Raw genomic sequence first — 22,256 nt, forward strand, 5'->3', positions numbered from 1 at the left:
CTGGGTCTGCCCCGCAACGAGGACGGCAAGACGCCGATGGCGGTCGGCGTCGACCTGCGCGGCGAATCCTATGGCCTCTTGATCGACCAGATCGGCGAGGTGCTGCGCCTGCCCGAAGCGAGCTGCGAGGAGAACCCCGTCAATCTTGATCCGCGCATGGCCAAGCTCGCCGGCGGTGTCCATCGCCTCGACGGTCAGCTCATGGTCGTCCTCGACGTCGATCGTGTGCTCGAACTCGCGCCCGACATGATGGCGGCATGAGGTCAACGACACCAAAATGGAAACGTCCCGTCAGGGAATGAAGCAAGAGGCCGAAAATGAAAACATGCCTTGTTGTCGATGACTCCAGCGTCATCCGGAAGGTCGCGCGGCGGATCCTGGAAGGGCTGGATTTCCAGATTGTCGAGGCGGAAGACGGCGAGAAGGCACTGGAAGTCTGCAAGCGCGGGCTGCCCGATGCGGTGCTGCTCGACTGGAACATGCCTGTCATGGACGGCTATGAATTCCTCGGCAACCTCCGCCGCATGCCCGGCGGCGATGTACCCAAGGTGGTGTTCTGCACCACCGAGAACGACGTCGCGCATATCGCGCGTGCGCTGCACGCCGGCGCCAACGAGTACATCATGAAGCCGTTCGACAAGGACATCGTGACTGCAAAGTTCCAGGAAGTCGGACTGATCTAGCGTTCTCGCGTACCGTCGGCCCAGCGGCCCTCGGCGTTAAAGCATGATCGGGAAAAGCGGGTACCGGTTTTCCGACAAGATCACGCTCAAGGTTTTCCATCGTGCCGTTTTGAGCCGTTTGTTGGTGAAGTATGAGTACTGCGTTGATGAATCATCCGGCCTCCATTTCGACGCGGCATGAGCCGATCCGCGTGATGGTGGTGGACGATTCCGTCGTGATCCGCGGCATGATCTCGCGCTGGATCGACGCCGAGGCGGACATGAAGGTGGTGGCGTCGCTGCGCACCGGCCTCGATGCCGTCAACCAGCTCGAACGCATCAATCCCGACGTCGCGGTGCTCGACATCGAAATGCCGGAGCTCGACGGCATCTCGGCGCTGCCGCAGCTTTTGGCCAGGAAGCGCGATCTCGTCATCATCATGGCTTCCACGCTGACGCGCCGCAATGCGGAGATCAGCTTCAAGGCGCTGTCGCTTGGCGCCTCCGACTACATTCCCAAGCCCGAGAGCACGCGCGAGGCCGCCGCGGCCGACATCTTCCATCATGATCTGATCCAGAAGATCCGCCATCTCGGCGGAAAGGTCCGCCGCGCCGCCGGTGCCAGCCCACCGCTGGCGCCGGTGCAGGAACGCGCGCGCGAGCCGCTGGCAAAGCCTGCGCCGGCCGCTGCGCATGCCCAGACGGCCTCGATGCGCCGTCCGTTCGGCACGCTGGCGCCGCGCGTGCTGCTGATCGGCTCCTCGACCGGCGGCCCACAGGCACTGATGAGCCTGGTGACCGATCTCGGCCCGGTCATCGACCGCTTCCCCGTGCTGATCACGCAGCACATGCCGCCGACCTTCACCACCATTCTGGCCGAGCATCTGGCGCGCTCCAGCCGCCGGCCGGCGCATGAAGCGGTTGACGGCGAGCCCGTCAAGCCGGGCCGGATCTATCTCGCGCCGGGCGGCCGCCACATGAAGGTCGGCAAACACGGCAGCGAAATCTTCATCGTCCTCGACGACGGCGCGCCGGTGAACTTTTGCAAGCCCGCGGTCGATCCGCTGTTCACCTCGGCGATCGAGGTATGGCAGGGCGGAATCATGTCGGTCATCCTCACCGGCATGGGCTCCGACGGCATGCGCGGCGGCAAGGAGATCGTCGCCGCCGGCGGCAGCGTGATCGCGCAGGATGAGGCCACCTCCGTGGTGTGGGGCATGCCGGGCGCGGCCGCCAATGCCGGTATCTGCGCCGCCGTGCTGCCGCTCAATCAGATCGCGCCAAAGCTGGTTCGCTTGTTTGCAGGAGACCGGTCGTGACGCCCCAGGACTATGATTATCTGCGCAAGCTTCTGAAAGAGCGTTCCGGCCTCGATCTCTCCGCCGACAAGCAGTACCTGGTCGAGAGCCGGCTGATGCCGCTGGCGCGCCGGGCAGGGCTGCCGGGCATTCCCGAACTTGCCCAGAAGATGAAGAGCGGGGCTGCCGCGCTCACGTCCGACGTGGTCGAAGCCATGACCACCAACGAGACGTTCTTCTTCCGCGACAAGATCCCGTTCGATCACCTCAAGCAAGCCGTGCTCCCGGAACTGATCCAGGCGCGCGCGGCGCGCCGCTCGATCCGCATCTGGTGCGCGGCGTCCTCGACCGGACAAGAGCCTTATTCGATCGCGATGTGCCTGAAGGAGATGGGTGCAGCGCTTTCCGGCTGGCGCACCGAAATCGTGGCGACCGACCTTTCGCAAGGCGTGCTGGAGAAATCCAGGGCCGGCCTGTTCACCCAGTTCGAGGTGCAGCGCGGCCTGCCGATCCAGTTGCTGGTGAAATATTTCACCCAGCAGGGCGAGCTGTGGCAGCTCAATGCCGACATCCGCGCCATGGTGCAGCACCGGCAGCTCAACCTGCTTCAGGACTTTTCTCATCTCGGCATGTTCGACATCGTCTTCTGCCGCAACGTGCTGATCTATTTCGACCAGGACACCAAGACCAACATTTTCGATCGTCTCGCAAAGCAGGTCGAGACGGACGGCGTGCTGGCGCTGGGCGCGGCCGAATCCGTGGTCGGCATCTCCGATGCCTTCAAGCCCTATCCGGAACGGCGCGGGCTCTATCGTCCCAACCAGACGCGCGGTGCGGGCGCCGCGTTTCCGTTCAGGGTTGTCGCTGCCGCGCGATGAGCGCGCTCACAGGATCGCGTGCGGCAGGAAGCGCGACGTATTGCCGGTGATGGGATTCTCGTCCTCGCGGATCGACAGGCCGCACGGCGTGTGGTCGACCAGCCAGCTCCCGAGCACGGGATATTGTCCTGAAAAATTCGGCAGCGGCGCAAACGCCTGGCGGATGTAGCCTTCGGCGCCGTAGGGGCCTTCCTGCGCCGCCAGCGTGCTGCCGGCGCTGACCAGCGCCACATTGGCGCCCTCGCGCGAAAACAGCGGTTTGCGCACAAAGGACGTGCCGAGCTTTGCCGCGCCCGGATCATCCTCGAACCAGGCCGGCAGCAGATTCGGATGGTTCGGAAACATCTCCCACAGCAGGGGCAGGATGCCCTTGTTGGAAAGGATGGCCTTCCACGGCGGCTCGATCCAGCGCGTCGGCGCTTTCGCAAGCTGCGCGCCGAATTCGTCCCGGAACATCCATTCCCAGGGATAGAGCTTGAAGATGAATTCGATGGCGCAGTCGTCGAGATCGACGAAGCGGCCGTCTTCGGCAAGGCCAATGTCTTCGATGTCGATCAGCGTCGTCGTCAGTCCCGCCTGGGCCGCGGTGTCCTCGAGATAGGCGAGCGTGCCGGAATCCTCGGTGCTATCAGTCATGCCGGCGAGATGCAGGTGCCGCACGCCGCCAAGCTTCTTCCATGCATCGATCAGCCGTTCATGGATCGAGTTGAACTGGTCGGCGCGCTTGGGGATGATGTTGCGCTCGATCGCCTGTTCGAGCCAGGTCCATTGAAACACCGCCGCCTCGAAGATGGAGGTCGGCGTATCCGCGTTGTATTCGAGCAGCTTTGCCGGGTTCTTGCCGTCGAAGGAAAGATCGAGCCGACCGTAAAGGCTCGGCTCGTCCTTGCGCCAGCTCTCTGACATCAGCGGCCAGAACGCCTCCGGTATCTTGAGGCGGCGCAGATATTTCTCGTCATCGACCGCGCGACCGACCAGTTCGAGACACATCGCGTCGATCTCGGCGGTAGGCGCCTCGATCTCGTGCTCGATCTCGCCCAGCGAGAAGGCGTAATAAGCACGCTCGTCCCAATAACGCTCGCCGTCGATGGTGTGAAAGTCAAAGCCGGAGCTTTCAGCGGTCGCGCGCCAGTCGTCGCGTTCGGGGCAGGTGATGCGTTGCATGGAAAGCGCTAGCCGCCGCCACCGTGGTGATGGCCGTGCCCGTGGCCATGGATGCGACGCGAGGTGACGCCGAAGCCGCCATAGGTCGCGCGGCAATAGGGTCTGCCGTCCGGCCCCGGCACGGCCGTCTGGCCCGGACCGCAATCCCTTCGCGGCACGAATCCCATCGAGACCGCACCGACGGCGGCACTTCCCATCAGGGTCAGGACGACGCGTCTGGAGCGTTTCATGGTGCAATCTCGTTGGGCTTAGCGGAGAGTGTCATCCTTCGCCCGCCTTGTGCAAGCGCAAGCCAGGACCTTCACGGCAAAGTGCATCAGCTGCCGAAAGAGAAGTGCGAGGAGAACGCATGCGCCGAAGAGCCGAAGCCACCGCGCTTCACGCTGCTGGAGTCGGTCGTGGAGGAGTCGCTGCTGTAATAGCTGGATCGCGACGACCCTCCGGATCCGTGGCTGCTTGAGGACGATCCGCGCGACGGACATTCCGCCGGCGACGATACGCTCTGGATCGCGCCCGGCTCCGCCGGCTCGCACTGGCGCGGCATCAGCATATAGGCCGTGCTGCCGACCGCCATCGTGCCCATTAGCAGCAGCACGACATGATGCGAACGTTTGGCGGACGGCTGCGACGGCCGGCTTGACGGCACCGAGGTGCCCTGGCTGCGCCGTTCGAACTGGGAGAGAGGTTTGTCTGCCATGGTCAGTAGATCATGCAGGCGGCGTTGATGGCGCCAAAGGCGAGCGAGGCGAGCCCAAGCCAGATCGCGGGCGCAAGCTCGCCGTCGGCGATCCGCTGCGGCAGGTTCGGCACCGGTATCCTGACGATGAAGAACACGATGACCTGCACGATCAGGGCGATTGCGCTCCAGATCATGCAGTCCCAGACGTTGGCCGAATGCGCGATCGCGCTGATCAGCGGCAGCGAGAAGCCGAGCAGGGACAGGCCGAGCGCGATCGCCGCCGCCGGATTGTTGTTGCGAATGAGTTCCAGCTCATTGTGCGGCGTGACGTGCGTGTAGACGAAGAGATAGCTGACCACTGCGACGATGGCGGTGCAGAAATAGACCAGAAACGCCGGCAGTCCGGCGAGCGATTGCAGAACCATCCCCTACACGCCCCCTGTTAATCACGGCAAGTTGGCACGAACCGTTGGTCGGTGCACGCAAGGCGCGGGTTCAATCCCAAGCAAAATGCGGCGCCTTTAACATCAGGGCGGCGTGGTTCCAGGCGGCGGCGCCCGCCGCGTCAGGCTGCGGATCAGCCGGAACGCCAGCCAGAAAAAGAGTACGACCAGCGCGAGCGCAGCGAGCGGTGCGGCCAGCGCCAGCAGCGAGATCAGTGAGGCGCCGCCGAGCTCCGCGGTGGCGACGGCGGAATTGCCGAGCCCGCCGGTGAAGACGGTCGACTTGGCCCGCAGCATGGTGGTGAGACCCTGGGTGATGCCGGCGACGCCGCCGCCTGCGATCACGGCCGTGGTCCATTTCACCATCGGCGGAACGTCGGTCATGACGGCGGCGGACGCGATGGTGCCGGCAATGACGGCACCGGGCGTTGCCAGCGTGTCCAGCAGATTGTCGACGCCCGGAATATAGAACGCCGCGATCTCGACCAGCGCCGCCGTGCCGAGCATTGCAAGCGCGGCCGGCGTCGCAAGCCAGGCAAAGCTGTCGCTCAGGCTGACATGTCCTGTATAGGCCGCACCGCTCAACACCAGCAGCGGCAGGAACAGCCGAAAGCCGGTCGCGGCGGCAAGGCCAATGCCGAGCGCGACCGACAGGATCAAATCAGCGTTCGACATGCGTCATGAACTCGTGAAGCGAGACGACGCAAGTTATCATCGTTCGCGGTGGTTGAGAACGCTTGTTGCGCTCAGGACGGCGTCCGCAACTTCTTCGCGGCTTCGAACGCGGCCAGCCGTTCAGCGAACTTGCCGTTCGCGATGCCGGAGCGCGCAGCAATGCTGGGCTCGGGCAATGTTTCAAAGAAATGACAGGCGACGCGATGGCCGGGCGCGGCCTCGCGCAATTTGGGTTCTTCCTGCGAGCAGCGCGGCTTGGCGTGCGGGCAGCGCGTGTGGAAACGGCAGCCGGAAGGTGGATTGAACGGGCTCGGCAATTCGCCCTGTAGCATGGCGCGCTTGGTGCGCAGGTTCGGGTCGGGCTTTGGAATCGCCGACAGCAGCGCGTGGGTATAGGGGTGCAGTGGCCTCGCGTAGAGCGTCTTCTTGTCCGATATCTCCACGAGTTTTCCGAGATACATCACCGCGACGCGGTCGCTGATGTGCTTTACCACGGCAAGGTCGTGGGCGATGAACAGGTACGACAGGCCAAAGCGCTGCTGTAAATTCTGTAGCAGGTTGACGATCTGCGCCTGGATCGAGACGTCGAGCGCGGACACCGGCTCGTCGCAGATGATCAGCTCCGGATTGACGGCGAGCGCACGCGCAATGCCGATGCGCTGGCGCTGGCCGCCGGAGAATTGGTGCGGATAGCGCCGCGCGTGCTCGGGCAACAGACCGACGATCTCCAGGAGCTCGCGCGAGCGCGCCTCGCGCGAGGCGGCATCGCCGATGTCGTGCACGCGCAGCGGCTCGGAGAGAATTTCACCAACCGTCATGCGGGGATTGAGGGAGGCATAAGGATCCTGAAAGATGATCTGCATATGCCGCCGCAGCCGGCGTAGTTCGTCCTTGCCGAGGCCCGCGATTTCTTCGCCGCGGAAGCGCACCGAGCCCGCGGTCGGGTCCATCAGGCGCAGCACCAGGCGGCCTGTAGTCGACTTGCCGCAGCCGGATTCACCGACCAGCGCCAGTGTCTCGCCGCGCGCGATCTCAAAGCTGACATCTTCGACCGCGCGCACCAGCCCGACCTGCCGGCGCAGGATCACGCCGCGGCTGACCTGAAAATGCTTGACCAGGCCATCGACCTGAAGGACCGGGGCTGCGCTCATGCCGCCAGCTCCACCGGCGCCTTCCAGCAGGCGACCATATGACCTGACGACACCTCGCGATGCGGCGGCGGCTCATGCCGGCAGCGCCCATCGGCGAACGGACAGCGCGGGGCGAAGCGGCAGCCCTTTGGCTGGTTGTTCGGGCTCGGCACCGTGCCCTCGATGGTGGCGAGCCGCTCGCGGTCGACGTCGAGGCGCGGGATCGAGCCGAGCAGGCCGATGGTGTAGGGGTGCTGCGGATCGGCGAAGAGATCGGTGACGTCAGCGCTTTCGACGATCTGGCCGGCATACATCACCAGCACCTGGTCGGCCACTTCCGCGATCACGCCGAGATCGTGGGTGATGATGAGGATCGCCATGCCGAGCCGGCGCTGTAGGTCGGCGAGCAGATCGAGGATCTGCGCCTGAATGGTGACATCGAGCGCGGTCGTGGGCTCGTCGGCGATCAGCAGCGCCGGCTCGCACGACAGCGCCATCGCGATCATCACGCGCTGGCGCATGCCGCCGGAAAGATTATGCGGAAAGTCGTCGACGCGCTGCGCGGCCGACGGGATCTTCACCAGCTCCAGCATCTCGATCGCGCGGGCGCGCGCGGCCTGCGGCGACATCGCGGTGTGGGCGAGGATGGCCTCGACGATCTGTTGGCCGATGGTATGGACCGGATTGAGCGAGGTCATCGGCTCCTGAAAAATCATCGACATCTTGCCGCCGCGCAGGCGGCGGCGCTGGTCGGCCGACAGCGCCAGCACGTCGCGGCCGCCGAACATCACGGCCTCCGCCTCGACCTTGCCCGGCGGGCTCGGCACGAGGCCCATCACCGAGAGCGAGGTCACGCTCTTGCCGCAGCCGGATTCGCCGACGAGGCCAACCGTGCGGCCACGCGGCACGTCAAAGCTGATGCCGTCGACCGCACGAAACAGGCCGCGGTCGGTCTTGAAATGGGTCTTGAGACCGCGGACCTCCAGAAGATTTCCATCAGGATTTTCCATCAGAACGAATAATCCAGTCCCTTGTAGAAGGTGTTCTGATAGAGCATGTGCGGGCGGACACCCTTCATCTTCTTTTGGCTCGTCGTGTACATGGCGATGTTCATCACGGGCATCCATAGATGCTCGCCCATCACCTGTTCCTGCACGCGGGCGTAGTTGGCGGCCCGCTCGGCGTCGGTCAGCGACGCCCGGCCGGCGCGCAGCAATTCATCGGTCTGGGCGTTGTTCCAGTTCATGCGATTGGGTGTCGGGATATTCTTCGAGTTGAAATAGATGTTCATCAACTCGCCGGCCGACAGGTAAGGAACCGTTACGGTCCACAGCTCATAATCCTGCTTGGCCATCTCGGCGGGGGCGATCGTGGAATCGTAACCGACGATTCTCCAGTCGACACCGATCTTGCGCATGTAGCCCTGGATTGCTTCGGAAACGCGCGGGAAGTAGGCGACCTGCGTGAACAGCACCCTGGGAGCGAGCTTCATGCCGTCCTTCTCGCGGATGCCGTCGGCGCCGACCTTCCAGCCGGCCTCTTCCAGCAGCTCCTTGGCGCGTTCGACGTCTTCCTTGATGATGCCCTTGGTCTTCTCGGCGAAGTCGAGCGCCTTCGGGTCGACGAAGGTGTAGGCCGGCTCGGCGTTGCCCAGCATGATGCCCTTGACGATGTCGGCACGGTTGATCGCGATGTTCATCGCCTCGCGCACGCGCTTATCGGACACCATCGGCCGCGAGATCTTGTAGCCGTAATACATCAGCTGGAAGTTGGGTTGAGCTTCCTGGACCTCGAGGTTTGGCGCAGCCTTGACCTGCTGGATGAACGCGATCGGGATTTGATGGGTGACGTCGAACTGTCCGCCCAGCATGGCAGCGACCCGGCTTGCATCCTCCGGCACGATCTTGATGCTGAGTTTCTCGAACTTCACCGGGCCCTTGTTCTTGTACATCGACGGGCCCCATTTGTAGGCGTCGTGCCGCTTCAGCACGATCTCGGTGCGGGGCTGCCAGCTTTCGAAACACCATGGCCCTGTGCCGTCGATCCCCTTGATGCCGTAATCCTTGCCCAGGGACTCCACGCTCTCCTGATTGTGGATCGTGTTGGTGTACATCGTGAGCTGTAGCAGCAGCTCGGAGTAGGGCTCCTTCAGTTCATATTCGAGTGTGTAGGGATCGGGCGCCCGCAATTCCTTGATGTCGCCGGCGCGCCAGGCGTAGGGCGCCTTGGTTTCCGGGTCCTTCAGCCGCTTGAAGCTGTAGATCACGTCAGCGGCGGTGAACTTCTTGCCGCTACAGAATGTCACGTCGTCACGCAGCTTGAATATGTAGGTCTTGCCGTCCTCGCTGATCGTCCACGATTTTGCGAGGTAGGGAATCGCAGTCTTGCCGTCCCAGTCGAGCGCCACAAGCGTATCCTGGAACATGTTGACGATGTCAGATGTCGGTGACCAGGTCGTGCGCTGGCCGTCATAATGCGGCGCGTCGAGCGACTTCATCATCCTCAGTGTTTGTGCTTCAGCCGCCGAACACGCCACGACCGCCCCGAACAGGGCCAGGCTACCTGCGAAAACACCGCGCATCGTCGTTCCCCTTGCTGATTTCTAAAGCGACACGTCGAGACCCTTGTAGAAAGTGTTCTGGTAGATCATGTGCGGCCGGGCGCCCTTGATCTTCTTGTTGGCCACCTGGTCCATGTTGATGTTGAGCACGGGAATCCACAGGTGCTCCTTCATGACCTTCTGCTGCACCATCGCGTAATATTTGGCGCGATCGGATTCGGTGAGTGCGGAGCGGCCCTGCTTCAGCCACTCGTCGGTCTCGGCATCCTTCCAGTTCATCCGGTTGGGTGTCGGGATGTTGCGTGAATCGAAGTAGATGTTCATGAGATCGCCGGCCGACAAATACGGCACTGTCACCGACCAGATCTCATAGTCCTGCTCGGCCATCTTGACCGGCGAGATCGTCGAGTCCCACGGGTGAAGCCGCCAGTCGACGCCGATCTTGCGCAGATATCCCTGTATCGCTTCGGCGCAGCGCGCGGAATTGGCGTTGGCGGTGAAGTAGACCTTTGGTGCAAGCTTTTCGCCGTCCTTCGCGCGGATGCCGTCGGCGCCGACCTTCCAGCCGGCTTCCTCGAGCAATTGCCTGGCCCGCTCGATGTCTTCCTTGACGAGGCCGGCCGTCTTCGGATCGTGGTCGAGCGCGTCCTTGTCGACGACGGTGAGGGCAGGCGTCGCGTTGCCGAGCAAAATGCCCTTCGCAATCTCCGCGCGATTGATGGCGATGCTCATGGCCTCGCGCACACGGCGGTCCGAAACCATCGGCCGCGTCGTCTTGAAGCCGAAATAGAGCAACTGGAAATTGGGTTTTGCTTCGGTCACCGTCAGCATCGGGGCAGCCCTGGCCTGGCTGATGAACTGCGACGGGAATTGGTGGGTGATGTCGAATTGGCCGGACATCATCGCCGCCACGCGGCTGGAATCTTCAGGGACGATCTTGATGACCAGCTTTTCGAATTTCACCGGGCCCTTGTTCTTGTACATCGACGGGCCCCATTTGTACGCATCGTGGCGCTTGAGCACGATCTCGGTGCGTGGCTGCCAGTGGTCGAAGCACCACGGCCCGGTGCCGTCGATGCCCTTGATGCCATAATCCTTGCCGAGCGCCTCCACGCTGTCCTTGTTGTGGATCGAGTTGGTGAACATCGTGAGCTGTAGCAGCAGGTCGGAATAGGGCTCCTCGAGCTCGTATTGCACGATGTAGGGATCGGGCGCACGCAGCTCCTTGATATTGCCGGCACGCCACGCATAGGGTCCCTTGATCGCGGGATCCTTGAGCCGCTTGAAGCTGTAGATCACGTCCGCGGCGGTGAATTTCTTGCCGCTACAGAAGGTGACGTCGTCGCGCAGTTTGAACGTATAGATCCTGCCGTCTTCACTGATATCCCAGGATTTTGCCAGATAGGGGACCGGCGTTCGGCCGTCCCAATCGAGCGCCACCAGCGTGTCCTGGAACATGTTGACGATGTCGGACGTCGGTCCCCACGTGGTGCGATGGCCGTCATAGTGCGGCGCGTCGATGCCCTTCATCATCATCAGGGTCTGGGCGGACGCGGGAGCTGCGATGGTCAAGGCGAATGCGGCAGTCAGGGCGGTTCTGATCATGTCTGTAGCCTCGGATCGAGAACGTCACGGAAGGCGTCACCAAGCAGGTTGGCGGCCAGCACGATCACGAAGATCGCGCAGCTCGGAACGGTCGCGATGTGCGGCGCCATGAACAGGAAGTCGCGGCCTTGCGCGGCCATCATGCCGAGCTCGGCGGTCGGCGGTTGCGCGCCCATGCCGAGGAAGCCGAGCGCCGATCCGATCAGGATGATCTGGCCGAAGCGCAGCGTCAGGAACACGAAGATCGTCGAGATGCAGTTGAGCGTCAGGTAGCGCCAGATCAGTGCGCCGTCGGACACACCGACTGCGCGGCCCGCTTCCATGAATTCCTGGCCCATGACGCCGACGGCTGCGCCGCGCGCCACCCGCGCGACATCGGGTACGGTGGCGACGACAAGCGCGATGATAACCGCGGTAAGTCCGGCACCGAAGATCGCGGCGACTGCGAGGCCGATCAGGATGGCGGGGAACGCCAGCATGATGTCGACGAGGCGCATGATCCAGCCATCGAGCCGACGGTAGTAGGCTGCGAGGATGCCAAGCACACCGCCGATCAGCCCGCCGACGATCACGCCGATCAGGCCGAGCATCAGCGTGTTGCGCGTACCGAAGATGACGCGGCTCAACACGTCGCGTCCGGTATTGTCGGTGCCGAACCAGTGCTGGGCGCTCGGGGCCTGCATCACCTTGGTGAGGTCGGTGAAGTAGGGATCGTAGGGCGCAATCCACGGCGCGAACACCGCCGCCAGCACGATGACGCCGAGCGCGATCGCCGCGGCTGCCGCCACCCGGTCGCGCGCCAGCCGCCGCAGCACGCCGGCGCGGGCGAATACGCCGGTCTGGTAGTCGGCGACGGGTGCTGCTTCCAGGGCTTCAACGCTCATCGCCGCTGCACCCTCGGATCGAGGTAGACGTAGAGCACGTCGACCAGCAGGTTGATGGTCAGGAAGGCGACGGCGAGGATCATGATCGCGCCCTGCGCGGTCGGAAAATCGCTGGAGACGATGGCGCCGACCGCAAGCCGCCCAACACCGGGCCACGAGAACATCGTCTCGGTGACGACAGCGCCGCCGAGCAGGAACGCCGCCTGGAGCCCGATCAGGGTGACGACGGGGATCATCGCATTGCGCAGCGCGTGATGCACGATCACGACGCGCTCCCTCAGCCCTTTCGCGCGCGCCGTGCGCACGAAATCGGCGCCCAGCACTTCGAGCACCGCGGTGCGCGTCAGCCGCGCGATTGGCCCGATCAGCACGAGTCCGAGCGTCAAGGCGGGCAGGATCAGGCTCGGCAATCCGCCGTCCCACACCGGCCCGGTGCGTCCCGTGAACGGCAGCAGGCCCCATTTGAAGCCGACATACTGGATCAGGATCAGGCCGATGAAGAACACCGGCATGGAAACGCCGGCGACCGAACAGGCCATGATGATGCGGTCGGTGATCCGCCCGCGATTGACCGCCGCCAGCGTTCCCAGCGCAAGCCCGCTGGGAACCGCGATCAGCATCGCGCCCAGCATCAGCTCGACGGTGGGTCCAATGGTCATCGCAAGCTCTTCGCTGACCATCCGGTTCGAGATGATCGAGCGGCCGAGATCGCCGCGCAGGACGCGCAGGATGTATTCGAAGAACTGGACCGGGATCGAGCGGTCGAGGCCAAGCTCCTGACGGATCGCCGCGATGGTTTCAGCCTTGGCGTCAGGGCCTGCGATGATCATCGCCGGATCGGCGGGCACGACCTGGAGCAAGCAGAAGCAGAGGAAGAGCACCCCGAGCAAGGCGGGGAACGAAATCAGCAGACGATGGACAATCTGTTGCCCCATGCGACGCCAGCGGACTCGGTTAGGCCAAGTCGGGCCGCTCTGCGGCTTTACGCCGAAGCTTGGCAGTCCCCTCCCTGGCAGCCGCGCTTCTGTCCGACGTGCGCGGACTTTGCTTGTATCGAGATACTGACATGAGCCGGATGTGGCGTCACGCCCATTTTGTCATTGGCTTCGAACTGCGCCGCCTTGTCGCGTGCGACTGCAACGATCAGCACAGCGCGAATGCGCGTGCGATGAACGGAACATTCCGCTCGACGGAAACTTCGTCACCGCAAAAACAAAACCCCGCCATTTGCGGCGGGGTGCAATCGTTGTTTGTCTGTTTGATCAGTTCCAGGTCGTGTGATCTGAACTGACTATTCCTTGACCTCGATCTTGCCTTTCATCGCCGGGTGCAGGCCGCAGATGTAATCGTAGATCCCCGCGTCGGCGAGCGTCAGCTGGGTGGACTGGCCTTTCAGCGCGATCGACGAACGCTGTGCCTTGGCGCCGGTGATCGTCACCTGGTGCGGCGAAGAATCGGTGTTGTGCCAGGTGATGGTCTGGCCCTTGTTGACGACGACGGTCTCGGGTCCGAACTTGAAGTCGGAAATCGAGACCACGCCGGGACCGCCCGCGGGCTTTGCCATGGCGCCCTCAGGCGTTCCCTTCAAACCCGCCAGTGAGATCACAAAGTCCTGCCCGGCATGCGGCTTGTGGCAGGTGAAGCAGGCTGTCAGGTTGGCCTTGTCGTTGACCTTCTTGTCGGGGCCGAACGCCTGGTACTCCCATTCGCCGTTGCGAATATCGTCCTTGTACTCGGTGCCCCAGCCATCGCGCTTCTCCATCACCGTGTAGGCGACGAGTTCGCCCTTCTGGAAACGGCCGTTGGCATCCTTGGTCGGGTTGCCGGCAGCATCGAGCTGCGCCTTGTACTGCACCAGCGTCAGGACCGTGCCGCTCGGGATCGGCTGGCCCTTGCGCGCGGCATCGACGGCTGCCGTCGTCGCCCAGAGCTCGCGATACTGCTTGTTGTCGTGACGATCGACCGTGGCATACAGCGTACCCTTGTCGAAATTCTCCGGAAAGGCGACCTTGTCGCCGCCGGCCAGCGCCGAATAGCCGATCAGCGCGCCCGACGCGGACCCGAGGGCGACTGCGGCAGCCAGACTGACGTTTTTCATGACTTCCCCCCGTTTGCGGACAATTCCGTCAAGTACGAGACACCGCTAAGCGGGTTTCAATCCGGAGGGAGCGAATTTGTCGCTTGGGAGGCGGCCCGAAAACAAAAACCCCGCCATTTGCGGCGGGGTCCAGTCGGGAGGAGTGAGCCAACGGGCTCGCTGCTTACAACCCTTTAGGCGGGGATGCGCTCGTCGGCCTCGGTCGGCTCGCGCAGCACGTAGCCACGGCCCCACACGGTCTCGATGAAGTTGCGGCCTTCGGAAGCATTCGCCAGCTTCTTGCGCAGCTTGCAGATGAAGACGTCGATGATCTTCAGCTCCGGCTCGTCCATGCCGCCATAGAGATGGTTGAGGAACATTTCCTTGGTGAGGGTGGTTCCCTTGCGGAGCGAAAGCAGCTCCAGCATCTGGTATTCCTTGCCCGTCAGGTGCACGCGCTGGCCGCCGACCTCGACCGTCTTGGTGTCGAGATTGACCACGAGATCGCCGGTCTGGATGACCGACTGGGCGTGCCCCTTGGACCGACGCACGATCGCGTGGATGCGGGCAACCAGTTCGTCCTTGTGGAAGGGCTTGGTCATGTAGTCGTCGGCGCCGACGCCGAGACCCTTGACCTTGTCCTCGATGCCGGCGAGGCCGGAGAGGATCAGAATGGGGGTCTTGATCTTGGAAACCCGGAGCTGCTTGAGCACGTCGTAGCCGGACATGTCGGGCAGGTTCAGGTCGAGAAGGATAATGTCGTAGTCGTAGAGCTTCCCGAGATCGACGCCTTCTTCGCCGAGGTCCGTCGTGTAGACGTTAAAGCTCTCTGATTTGAGCATAAGCTCGATTGACTGCGCGACGGCGCTGTCATCTTCAATCAGCAAAACGCGCATGCCAGTCCCCTTTAGGCCGCCGCTCCGGGCGTCAGGTCGGCCGCACCTGCGGCACTCAAAACGCCTTTGAACAACTGATTCGGATCCTGACGACACATGGTTAACAAAATCTGATTCCGGTTCGCAAGCTCTTTAAGTGCAATTTTTGACGAATCGCCCTAAGATATTGCCCAGAAGCAGTTTTCCGTAACCCCAGCAGCTCAAGTTCCACGTTAAGAGTCGGAGTTAATCGACTCCCGCGATTCGCCCTTCTTTCTGAAGAGCAAGCGCGCACTCAGTCACCAAAGACAGTGACGTAATGATTAATGATGCGGGTAAACACGAAGTTAAGCGGCCGGCCGAAAAGCGCGGAAACTTAAGGTTTTCGCAATGAAGGCGCTCGCCGAACAGATCAGCGACATCGATGGCGTCAATATCTATGGCCGGGTCGTCGGCGTCCGCGGCCTCATGGTGGAGATCGCGGGTCCCATCCACGCCATGTCGGTCGGCGCCCGCATCGTGATCGAGACCGGCAGCAACCGTTTCATCCCGGCCGAGGTGATCGGCTTTTCCGGCAACAATGCTGTCGTGATGCCGTTCGCCGGGCTGGAGGGCGTGCGCCGCGGCTGCCGCGCGGTCATCGCCAATGCGGCGGGGCAGGTGCGGCCGTCGCCGTTCTGGCTCGGCCGCGTGCTCAACGCGATGGGGGAACCGATCGACGGCAAGGGGCCGCTGGTGCAGGGACCATCGCCCATGCCCTACCGGAACTCGCCACCCCCGGCGCATTCGCGCAAGCGGGTCGGCCGGCCGCTCGATCTCGGTGTGCGGGGGCTCAACACGTTCCTCACTTGCTGCCGCGGCCAGCGCATGGGCATCTTCGCCGGCTCCGGCGTCGGCAAGTCGGTGTTGCTGTCGATGCTGGCGCGCAATGTCGATGCCGACATCTCGGTGATCGGCCTGATCGGCGAACGCGGCCGCGAGGTGCAGGAGTTCTTGCAGGACGACCTTGGCGAGGAAGGTCTGGCACGCTCGGTCGTGGTGGTCGCCACCTCCGACGAGCCGGCGCTGATGCGGCGGCAGGCCGCCTACCTCACGCTGGCGATCGCCGAATATTTCCGTGACGAGGACAAGGACGTCATGTGCATGATGGACTCGGTCACGCGCTTTGCGATGGCGCAGCGCGAAATCGGCCTGTCCGCCGGCGAGCCGCCGACCGCAAAGGGCTATACGCCCACTGTCTTCACCGAGCTGCCGAAGCTTTTGGAGCGGGCCGGGCCGGGCATGGGTAACGGCACCATCACCGCGATCTTCACCGTGCTGGTCGACGGCGACGACCATAATGAGCCGATCGCGGACGCCGTGCGCGGCATCCTCGATGGCCATATCGTGATGCAGCGCTCGATTGCCGAGCGGGGGCGCTATCCGGCCGTCAACATCCTCAAATCCGTCTCCCGCACCATGCCGAAATCGGCCGATCCCGTCTTCATGCCTGTCATCACCAAGGCGCGCCAGGTGATGGCGACCTATGCCGACATGGAGGAACTGATCCGGCTCGGCGCCTACCGCGCCGGTTCCAGCCCCGAGGTCGACGAGGCCATCGCGCTGCACGAGCCGCTGGAGGCGTTTCTGCGGCAGCGCAAGGATGAAAAAGCCTCTCTGGGCGACGGTTACAGACAACTGGCGCAAATCCTCGGACACTTGGAAACGGAACGCTAACTTTGTCAGGCCATCATCCGCGGCACATCAGTAGCTATGCCGGCGGGGCCCAACGGGGAGCCGGCTGTGTCCCGCGTCTTGAATTGGGACTTCTGGGGAGTATGAGTCGATGAAGTCACGAGAAACGCTCATTCGGCTGAAGAAATTTCAGGTCGATGAGAAGCGCCGCCGGGTCGCCCAGATCGAAGGCATGATCGCTGAATTCCAGCGGATGTCGGTCGACCTCGAGCGCGAGATCCAGACCGAGCAGGAGCGCGCGGGGATCAACGATCCCTCGCACTTCGCTTACCCGACCTATGCCAAGGCCGCGATCCAGCGCCGGGAGAACCTGACCCGTTCCGCCGACGAACTGCGCGTCCAGCTCGAGGACGCCAAGGCGCTCCTGGGCGAAGCCTTCGAGGAGCTCAAGAAGGTCGAGCTGCTGGACGAGCGCGACCAGGCGCGCGAGCGCGCCGAAGAGAACGCCCGCGAGCAGGCCGACATGGATTCCATCGGCCTGATGCGCGCCCGCCTCGGCGCGATTGCCTGACACGTCTTTAGTTCTATCCGTCCACGAGAACCCGGGCCGCAAGGTCCGGGTTTTTCTTTGAAATTCTCGGCAATTCGGCGACTTGGTGGCCCCTTTTCCGCGAGGTATGCTACGAGGACGTGTTGATCGCTCCCGGGGTCCGAAAGCGATGGGGGATCGCGATTTGGGGGAGGCTGAATGCTGACGCCGGCTGAGTTGGTCTGGCTGATTGCCGCGGTTGCGAAGGGGGATGAGGCGGCGTTCGAGCGGCTGTACGCCGCCACGCGCGCGAAACTTTATGGCGTCGTGCTCCGTATCTTGCGGCGACAGGATCTCGCCGAGGAGGTCATACAGGAAGCATACGTCAAGATCTGGAACAGTGCCGGACAGTTCAATCCCGCAATATCGTCGCCCATCACCTGGATGGCCTCGATCGCCCGCAACCGCGCCATCGACGTGGTGCGTAAGCGCAGCGAGGCCTCGCTCGAGGACGAGCCGTCGGCGATGGAAGTGGCGGCCGACAGTCCCGACCCGCTGGCGCGGCGCGAGATGACGGAAGAGTTGAAGCGGCTGCTCGAATGCGTCGGCCGTCTCGAGCCCGACAGGCAAAAGCTCGTGCTGCTGGCCTACTACAACGGCTGGAGCCGCGAGCAACTGGCGGCGAAGTTCGAGGCCCCGGTCAACACGGTGAAGACATGGCTGCGCCGCGCCATGCTGGATATCCGCGAGTGCCTGGGACTTGGATGAGTTGAGCCTGGATGATGGGATTTGGACGAACTGGACCTGGTGACGGACTAAGTGATCTTGGACGTTTGAATGATGGCCTATAGCGAAGACCATATCGCGCTCGCCGCGGAATACGCGCTCGGCACGCTCGATGCCGACGAGCGGGCGCAGGTCGAGACCATGATGGCCGTCGACAAGGAATTCACCGCGATCGTGCAGGCCTGGGAATTCCGGCTTGGCGTATTGAACCAGATGGTGGGCTCCGTGGAGCCGCGGCCGATCGTCTGGGAGAACATCCAACGCGCCATCGGGCACGGCGGCGAGCAGGCGCCCCTGGTGCTGCCCGAGGCGCCGCCAGAGACGCCGCCTCCGTCTACCCTGGTCGCGGCAAACGATGCCTACGAAGCCGCGATCGCGCAGGCGTCTCCGCCGGTCGTGGACGATGCCAACGTGATCCGCCTCGCCGGCCGCGCCAAGCGCTGGCGCAATATCGCAAGCGCTACCGGCGCGCTCGCCGCGGCGCTGGTGGTGATGCTCGCGATGCAGGTCTATCAGCCCGATCTGTTGCCCCAGGCCATCCGTCCGAAGCCGCGCATCCAGACCGTCGAGATCAAGACGCCGCCACCGCCGGCCGGTGCGCAATATGTCGCGCTGCTCCAGAGCGATTCCAACTCGCCGGCCTTCATCCTGACCGTCGATGCCGCGACCAGGAATTTCACCGTGCGCAAGGTCGGTGCGCGGCCCGAACCGGGCAAGAGCTATGAGCTGTGGATCGTGTCCGACAAGCTGCAACGGCCGCGTTCGCTCGGCGTGATCGGCGGCAATGATTTCACGGCGCGGCCGGTGCTGTCCGGCTACGCCCCCGACGTCGTCAACCAGGCGACCTTTGCGGTGAGTGTAGAGCCGGAAGGCGGTTCGACGACGGGCGCCCCGACCGGCCCGGTCGTATTCTCCGGCAAGCTGATCGAGACGGTGCCGCAGGGCGCGCCGACGGCGCGCTGAATTCAGTTGCGACGGCACAAAAAGAAAGCGCCCGTGGGGAGCGGGCGCTTTCCGGTCGTCAACTTGGGGGTAGTTGGGGTCTTCTATATATCCACGTGGCGACTTTGGGGGGCTGGTAAAGAGCCGCGTGAATTCCGGTAATTCCTCTGTTAGCGGACCACCGAAGCGCCCGAGCTGGTGACGGCGACCGGCTTGCCGGCCTTCATCACGCGAGCGGTTTGCACTCCTTCGTCCGACGTATTGCGCGTCGAGATGCTGAAGCCTGCGACCAGGATACCCGCCACGAGCGCCACGACCACGATCTTGAGATGGGTCGTGCGATCTGCGCTGTAGATCGAGTGGTTCATGGAAGTCTCCTGCCGCCTTCCTGTCTCTGATGGATTGGTGTGCTCCATCGAAAGCAAGGTTCAACGTCTCGCCTGCCATTAACCTAGGAATCCGCTCTCCCGTTCCCCAGAGGCGATCACAAGGCAGTGATGAGACGTGAACTCTCGCGATTGGAACGATCTGCCTGGTACGCCAGATACCGAAATTCCAAAGTTAATACATGTACTTAAATGAATAGCTGTTCATGAAGCGCCAGAGCGGGCTGGAAATCCGCCAGCTCCACAAACCAGTTGCATGTGGCGGAAAAGCTTCGGTCGCCCTTGCACTGATTTGGCACAACTACTCCCGCACCGCTACACGCTCCCTACCGTCTTCAACCGCGCCCGCGGATGGATTTCAGCCTGCGACAGCACCGTGGTCTGCGAGCGGAAACGCTCCACCAGCGAACGGACAAAGGGCCGGATCGCGGCTGATGTCACCAGCACCGGCGCCTCGCCCTCGCGGGCGGCCTGCTCGAAGGCGTTGCGCACCGAGGTCATGAACTCCGAAAGCTTTGAGGGCTGCATCGCCAGGCTGCGGTCCTCGCCGGTGCCGACGATCGACTCGGCAAAGGCCTGCTCCCAGCGCGCCGACAGTGCGATCAGCGGCAGGTAGCCGTTGTAGGAGGTGTTTTGCGCACAAATCTGCCGCGCCAGCCGAGCGCGCACGTGCTCGACGATGGTCGCCGGATTGCGCGAGAAGGCCAGCGCATCGGCAATGCCTTCGAGGATGGTGGAGAGGTCGCGGATCGAGATGCGCTCGGCAAGCAGCAGTTGGAGCACGCGCTGGATGCCCGACACGGTGACCGCGCTCGGCACGATGTCCTTGACCAGTTCGCCCTGTTCCTTCGGCAGGTCCTTGAGAAGCTTCTGCACCTCGCCATAGGAGAGCAGGTCGCTCATGTTGTTCTTGAGCAGTTCGGTCAGGTGGGTCGACAGCACGGTCGCGGCATCGACCACGGTGTAGCCCTTGAGCGAGGCTTCTTCCTTCAGCGCGGCGTCCACCCAGGTGGCGGGCAATCCGAATGTCGGCTCGACGGTGTGGATGCCGGGCACCTGCACCTGGTTGCCGGCGGGGTCCATGACCATGAACTGGTTCGGCCAGATCTTGCCGGTGCCGGCGTCGACCTCCTTGATCTTGATGATGTAGGTGTTGGCCTCGAGCTGCACGTTGTCGAGGATGCGCACCGCGGGCATCACAAAGCCCATTTCGATCGCGAGCGAGCGGCGCAACGCCTTGATCTGCTCGGTCAGGCGGTCGGTGCCGTCGGGGCCGTTGACCAGCGGCAGGAGCGCATAGCCGAGCTCGATCTTGAGATCGTCGATCTTCAGCGCGGACGAGATCGGCTCTTCCGCGGCGGCCGCCGCGGCAGCGGCTTCGGCGGCAGGGGCGGCGGCCGCAGCGGCTTCGGCGGCCGCGGTCTTGTGCTTGAAGCGGTTGGCCTTCCAGGCCAGCGCGGCGGCGCCGCTGCCGAGCGCCAGGAAGGGGATCATCGGAATGCCCGGCAGCAGTGCGAGCACCAGCATGACGCCGGCCGACATGCCGAGCGCCTGCGGATAGCCGGAGAGCTGCTTCATCAGCGCCTTGTCGGCAGCACCCGTGACGCCGGCCTTGGAGACCAGCAGGCCCGCGGCGGTCGAGACGATCAGCGCTGGCACCTGCGTGACGAGGCCGTCGCCGACGGTCAGCACGGTGTAGGTGCGGGCGGCGTCGGCAAAGCCCATGCCCTGCTGCGCGACGCCGATGATGATGCCGCCGATGATGTTGATGAAGACGACCAGGAGGCCGGCGACGGCGTCGCCGCGCACGAATTTGGAGGCACCGTCCATGGCGCCGAAGAAGCCGCTTTCGTCCTCCAGCTCCTTGCGGCGCTTCTTGGCGGTCGCTTCATCGATCAGGCCGGCGCCGAGGTCGGCGTCGATCGCCATCTGCTTGCCGGGCATGGCGTCGAGGTGGAAGCGCGCCGCAACTTCGGCGATGCGGCCCGAACCCTTGGTGATGACCACGAAGTTCACGATCACGAGGATCGCGAACACGATGATGCCGATCACGAAGTTGCCACCCATCACGAAATTGCCAAAGGCTTCGATGACGTGGCCGGCAGCCGCCGTGCCCTCATGGCCGTGAGACAGGATCAACCGGGTCGAGGCCAGGTTGAGCGACAGCCGCAGCATGGTCGAGATCAAGAGGATGGTCGGGAAGGCCGAAAATTCCAGCGGCGCCTGGATGAACAGCGAGGTCATCAGGATCAGCACCGACAGCGTGATCGAGATCGCCAGGAACAGGTCGAGCACGATCGGGGGCAGGGGCAGGATCAGCACCACCAGAATGGTGAGGATGCCGAAGGCGAGCGCGATGTCGCCGCGCTTCAGCATGCCGCCGATTTCGCTTAACGAGGGAAATCCGCCGCCGGCGCCCGTGCCCTGACCTGCGGTGATGTCGACCATCGTAGCTGCCTCCCCCCGCGTCTGCCGCCCGCGGGCCCCAAACGTCTGCGCGGCGGCCGAGAGGCCACCGTTTCGAAAGTGAGGCACCGCACTGGCGTCCACGGGGGTATCCTCCCGTTGCTAACGCGATCGACGACACTCGACTTCACCCGGCAATTTTTGCCCGGTGTATGGTTAGTAAAGGGTTAACGGGGGGTGTCATTCCGGGGCGCGCCTCTTGGCGCGAGCCCGGAATCCATACGCCGTGACGGTCGTGGCTGGGCGAGATTTTCAACGGCTTTCTTCGAAACGATGACGGTCTGTGGCTATGGATTCCGGGCTCGTGCTACGCGCGCCGCGGAATGACGAGTGGAGGCATTCTCGCGACGCAATTTGCATCCGAGGTTTGCAAATTCGTTGTCCCTCTTCAAAACAGAGGGAGCAGGGAATGCCGGGTGCGCGCTGCACCCGCGGTCCCGTGTGCGCTGCTTGCGCAACAAAAAAATGCACACGAGCATACAGGTGAGCGGAGAACACTCCGACATCCCCTGCGCAATGGCTTTACGGCTTATATCGCGCTCT

General features: G+C 63.5%; 23 protein-coding genes. 8 read left to right on the plus strand and 15 right to left on the minus strand.

Annotation, left to right across the window (positions count from 1 at the left end; translation table 11 throughout):
• From JQ628_RS33840 to JQ628_RS33855, 4 genes are all read left to right on the plus strand, one after another.
• The coding region (locus JQ628_RS33840; RefSeq protein ID WP_212230820.1) for a chemotaxis protein CheW at positions 1-261 on the plus strand (261 nt) is incomplete at its 5' end.
• A gap of 56 nt (positions 262-317) precedes the next feature.
• Complete coding sequence (locus JQ628_RS33845; protein ID WP_100416586.1) at positions 318-683, plus strand: response regulator; 366 nt, start codon at positions 318-320, stop codon at positions 681-683.
• A 131-nt stretch (positions 684-814) separates the two neighbouring features.
• Positions 815-1,981 carry a protein-glutamate methylesterase/protein-glutamine glutaminase gene (locus tag JQ628_RS33850; RefSeq protein ID WP_212230821.1) on the plus strand — a complete coding sequence of 389 codons (1,167 nt, stop codon included), beginning with the start codon at positions 815-817 and terminating at the stop codon, positions 1,979-1,981.
• Entirely contained in the window at positions 1,978-2,838 is an 861-nt protein-coding gene (locus JQ628_RS33855) for a CheR family methyltransferase (protein ID WP_212230823.1), read from the plus strand. Before JQ628_RS33850 ends, JQ628_RS33855 begins: the two co-directional genes overlap by 4 nt.
• 6 nt (positions 2,839-2,844) lie before the next feature.
• Here the strand turns inward: JQ628_RS33855 and JQ628_RS33860 are convergent, their stop codons facing one another.
• The 13 genes from JQ628_RS33860 to ctrA all read right to left on the minus strand — a co-directional run bounded on the left by JQ628_RS33860 (position 2,845) and on the right by ctrA (position 14,951).
• Positions 2,845-4,002 (minus strand): glutathionylspermidine synthase family protein, encoded by a 1,158-nt coding sequence (locus JQ628_RS33860; protein ID WP_212230825.1) that lies wholly within the window; start codon positions 4,000-4,002, stop codon positions 2,845-2,847.
• An 8-nt stretch (positions 4,003-4,010) separates the two neighbouring features.
• A complete protein-coding gene (locus tag JQ628_RS33865; RefSeq protein WP_212230827.1) occupies positions 4,011-4,232 on the minus strand; it encodes a hypothetical protein in 222 nt (73 codons plus the stop codon).
• A gap of 86 nt (positions 4,233-4,318) precedes the next feature.
• Complete coding sequence (locus tag JQ628_RS33870) at positions 4,319-4,699, minus strand: hypothetical protein (RefSeq protein WP_212230829.1); 381 nt, start codon at positions 4,697-4,699, stop codon at positions 4,319-4,321.
• A gap of 2 nt (positions 4,700-4,701) precedes the next feature.
• Positions 4,702-5,106, minus strand: a complete 405-nt coding sequence (locus JQ628_RS33875; protein ID WP_212230830.1) for a DUF350 domain-containing protein — start codon at positions 5,104-5,106, stop codon at positions 4,702-4,704.
• A gap of 102 nt (positions 5,107-5,208) precedes the next feature.
• Positions 5,209-5,799 (minus strand): DUF4126 domain-containing protein, encoded by a 591-nt coding sequence (locus tag JQ628_RS33880; RefSeq protein ID WP_212230832.1) that lies wholly within the window; start codon positions 5,797-5,799, stop codon positions 5,209-5,211.
• 71 nt (positions 5,800-5,870) lie between these two features.
• The gene (locus tag JQ628_RS33885; RefSeq protein ID WP_212230835.1) at positions 5,871-6,950 is read right to left on the minus strand and encodes an ABC transporter ATP-binding protein; all 1,080 of its coding nucleotides are present in this window, start codon (positions 6,948-6,950) and stop codon (positions 5,871-5,873) included.
• On the minus strand, positions 6,947-7,939 hold the full coding sequence (locus tag JQ628_RS33890) for an ABC transporter ATP-binding protein (RefSeq protein WP_212230837.1): 993 nt from the start codon (positions 7,937-7,939) through the stop codon (positions 6,947-6,949). Before JQ628_RS33890 ends, JQ628_RS33885 begins: the two co-directional genes overlap by 4 nt.
• On the minus strand, positions 7,939-9,510 hold the full coding sequence (locus JQ628_RS33895; RefSeq protein ID WP_212230839.1) for an ABC transporter substrate-binding protein: 1,572 nt from the start codon (positions 9,508-9,510) through the stop codon (positions 7,939-7,941). The genes JQ628_RS33890 and JQ628_RS33895 overlap by 1 nt, the downstream gene beginning before the upstream one ends.
• 21 nt (positions 9,511-9,531) lie before the next feature.
• Entirely contained in the window at positions 9,532-11,094 is a 1,563-nt protein-coding gene (locus tag JQ628_RS33900; RefSeq protein ID WP_212230841.1) for an ABC transporter substrate-binding protein, read from the minus strand.
• Entirely contained in the window at positions 11,091-11,978 is an 888-nt protein-coding gene (locus JQ628_RS33905; protein WP_212230843.1) for an ABC transporter permease, read from the minus strand. The genes JQ628_RS33900 and JQ628_RS33905 overlap by 4 nt, the downstream gene beginning before the upstream one ends.
• Positions 11,975-12,913, minus strand: coding sequence for an ABC transporter permease (locus JQ628_RS33910; RefSeq protein WP_212230845.1), 939 nt, complete (start codon positions 12,911-12,913; stop codon positions 11,975-11,977). Before JQ628_RS33910 ends, JQ628_RS33905 begins: the two co-directional genes overlap by 4 nt.
• Positions 12,914-13,269: 356 nt before the next feature.
• On the minus strand, positions 13,270-14,076 hold the full coding sequence (locus tag JQ628_RS33915; protein ID WP_212230848.1) for a cytochrome P460 family protein: 807 nt from the start codon (positions 14,074-14,076) through the stop codon (positions 13,270-13,272).
• Positions 14,077-14,249: 173 nt separating this feature from the next.
• A complete protein-coding gene (ctrA, locus tag JQ628_RS33920) occupies positions 14,250-14,951 on the minus strand; it encodes a response regulator transcription factor CtrA (protein WP_212230850.1) in 702 nt (233 codons plus the stop codon).
• A 369-nt stretch (positions 14,952-15,320) separates the two neighbouring features.
• Between ctrA and fliI the strand changes: the two genes are divergently transcribed.
• From fliI to JQ628_RS33940, 4 genes are all read left to right on the plus strand, one after another.
• Positions 15,321-16,646: a flagellar protein export ATPase FliI gene (gene fliI, locus JQ628_RS33925; RefSeq protein ID WP_212230852.1), complete on the plus strand. Its 1,326-nt coding sequence runs from the start codon at positions 15,321-15,323 to the stop codon at positions 16,644-16,646.
• Between the two features lie 109 nt (positions 16,647-16,755).
• Positions 16,756-17,175, plus strand: coding sequence for a flagellar export protein FliJ (fliJ, locus tag JQ628_RS33930; RefSeq protein ID WP_212230854.1), 420 nt, complete (start codon positions 16,756-16,758; stop codon positions 17,173-17,175).
• A gap of 177 nt (positions 17,176-17,352) precedes the next feature.
• Entirely contained in the window at positions 17,353-17,901 is a 549-nt protein-coding gene (locus tag JQ628_RS33935) for a sigma-70 family RNA polymerase sigma factor (RefSeq protein WP_212230856.1), read from the plus strand.
• Between the two features lie 72 nt (positions 17,902-17,973).
• Positions 17,974-18,882 carry an anti-sigma factor gene (locus JQ628_RS33940; protein ID WP_212230862.1) on the plus strand — a complete coding sequence of 303 codons (909 nt, stop codon included), beginning with the start codon at positions 17,974-17,976 and terminating at the stop codon, positions 18,880-18,882.
• 149 nt (positions 18,883-19,031) lie between these two features.
• Here the strand turns inward: JQ628_RS33940 and JQ628_RS33945 are convergent, their stop codons facing one another.
• Both JQ628_RS33945 and flhA read right to left on the minus strand, forming a co-directional pair.
• Complete coding sequence (locus JQ628_RS33945) at positions 19,032-19,229, minus strand: hypothetical protein (RefSeq protein WP_212230858.1); 198 nt, start codon at positions 19,227-19,229, stop codon at positions 19,032-19,034.
• Positions 19,230-19,562: 333 nt separating this feature from the next.
• Positions 19,563-21,695 carry a flagellar biosynthesis protein FlhA gene (flhA, locus tag JQ628_RS33950; RefSeq protein WP_212230860.1) on the minus strand — a complete coding sequence of 711 codons (2,133 nt, stop codon included), beginning with the start codon at positions 21,693-21,695 and terminating at the stop codon, positions 19,563-19,565.
• Positions 21,696-22,256 lie beyond the last annotated feature (561 nt).

Origin of the sequence: Bradyrhizobium lablabi (genome assembly GCF_018129385.1) — a bacterium.
GTDB classification, from domain to species: domain Bacteria; phylum Pseudomonadota; class Alphaproteobacteria; order Rhizobiales; family Xanthobacteraceae; genus Bradyrhizobium; species Bradyrhizobium lablabi_C.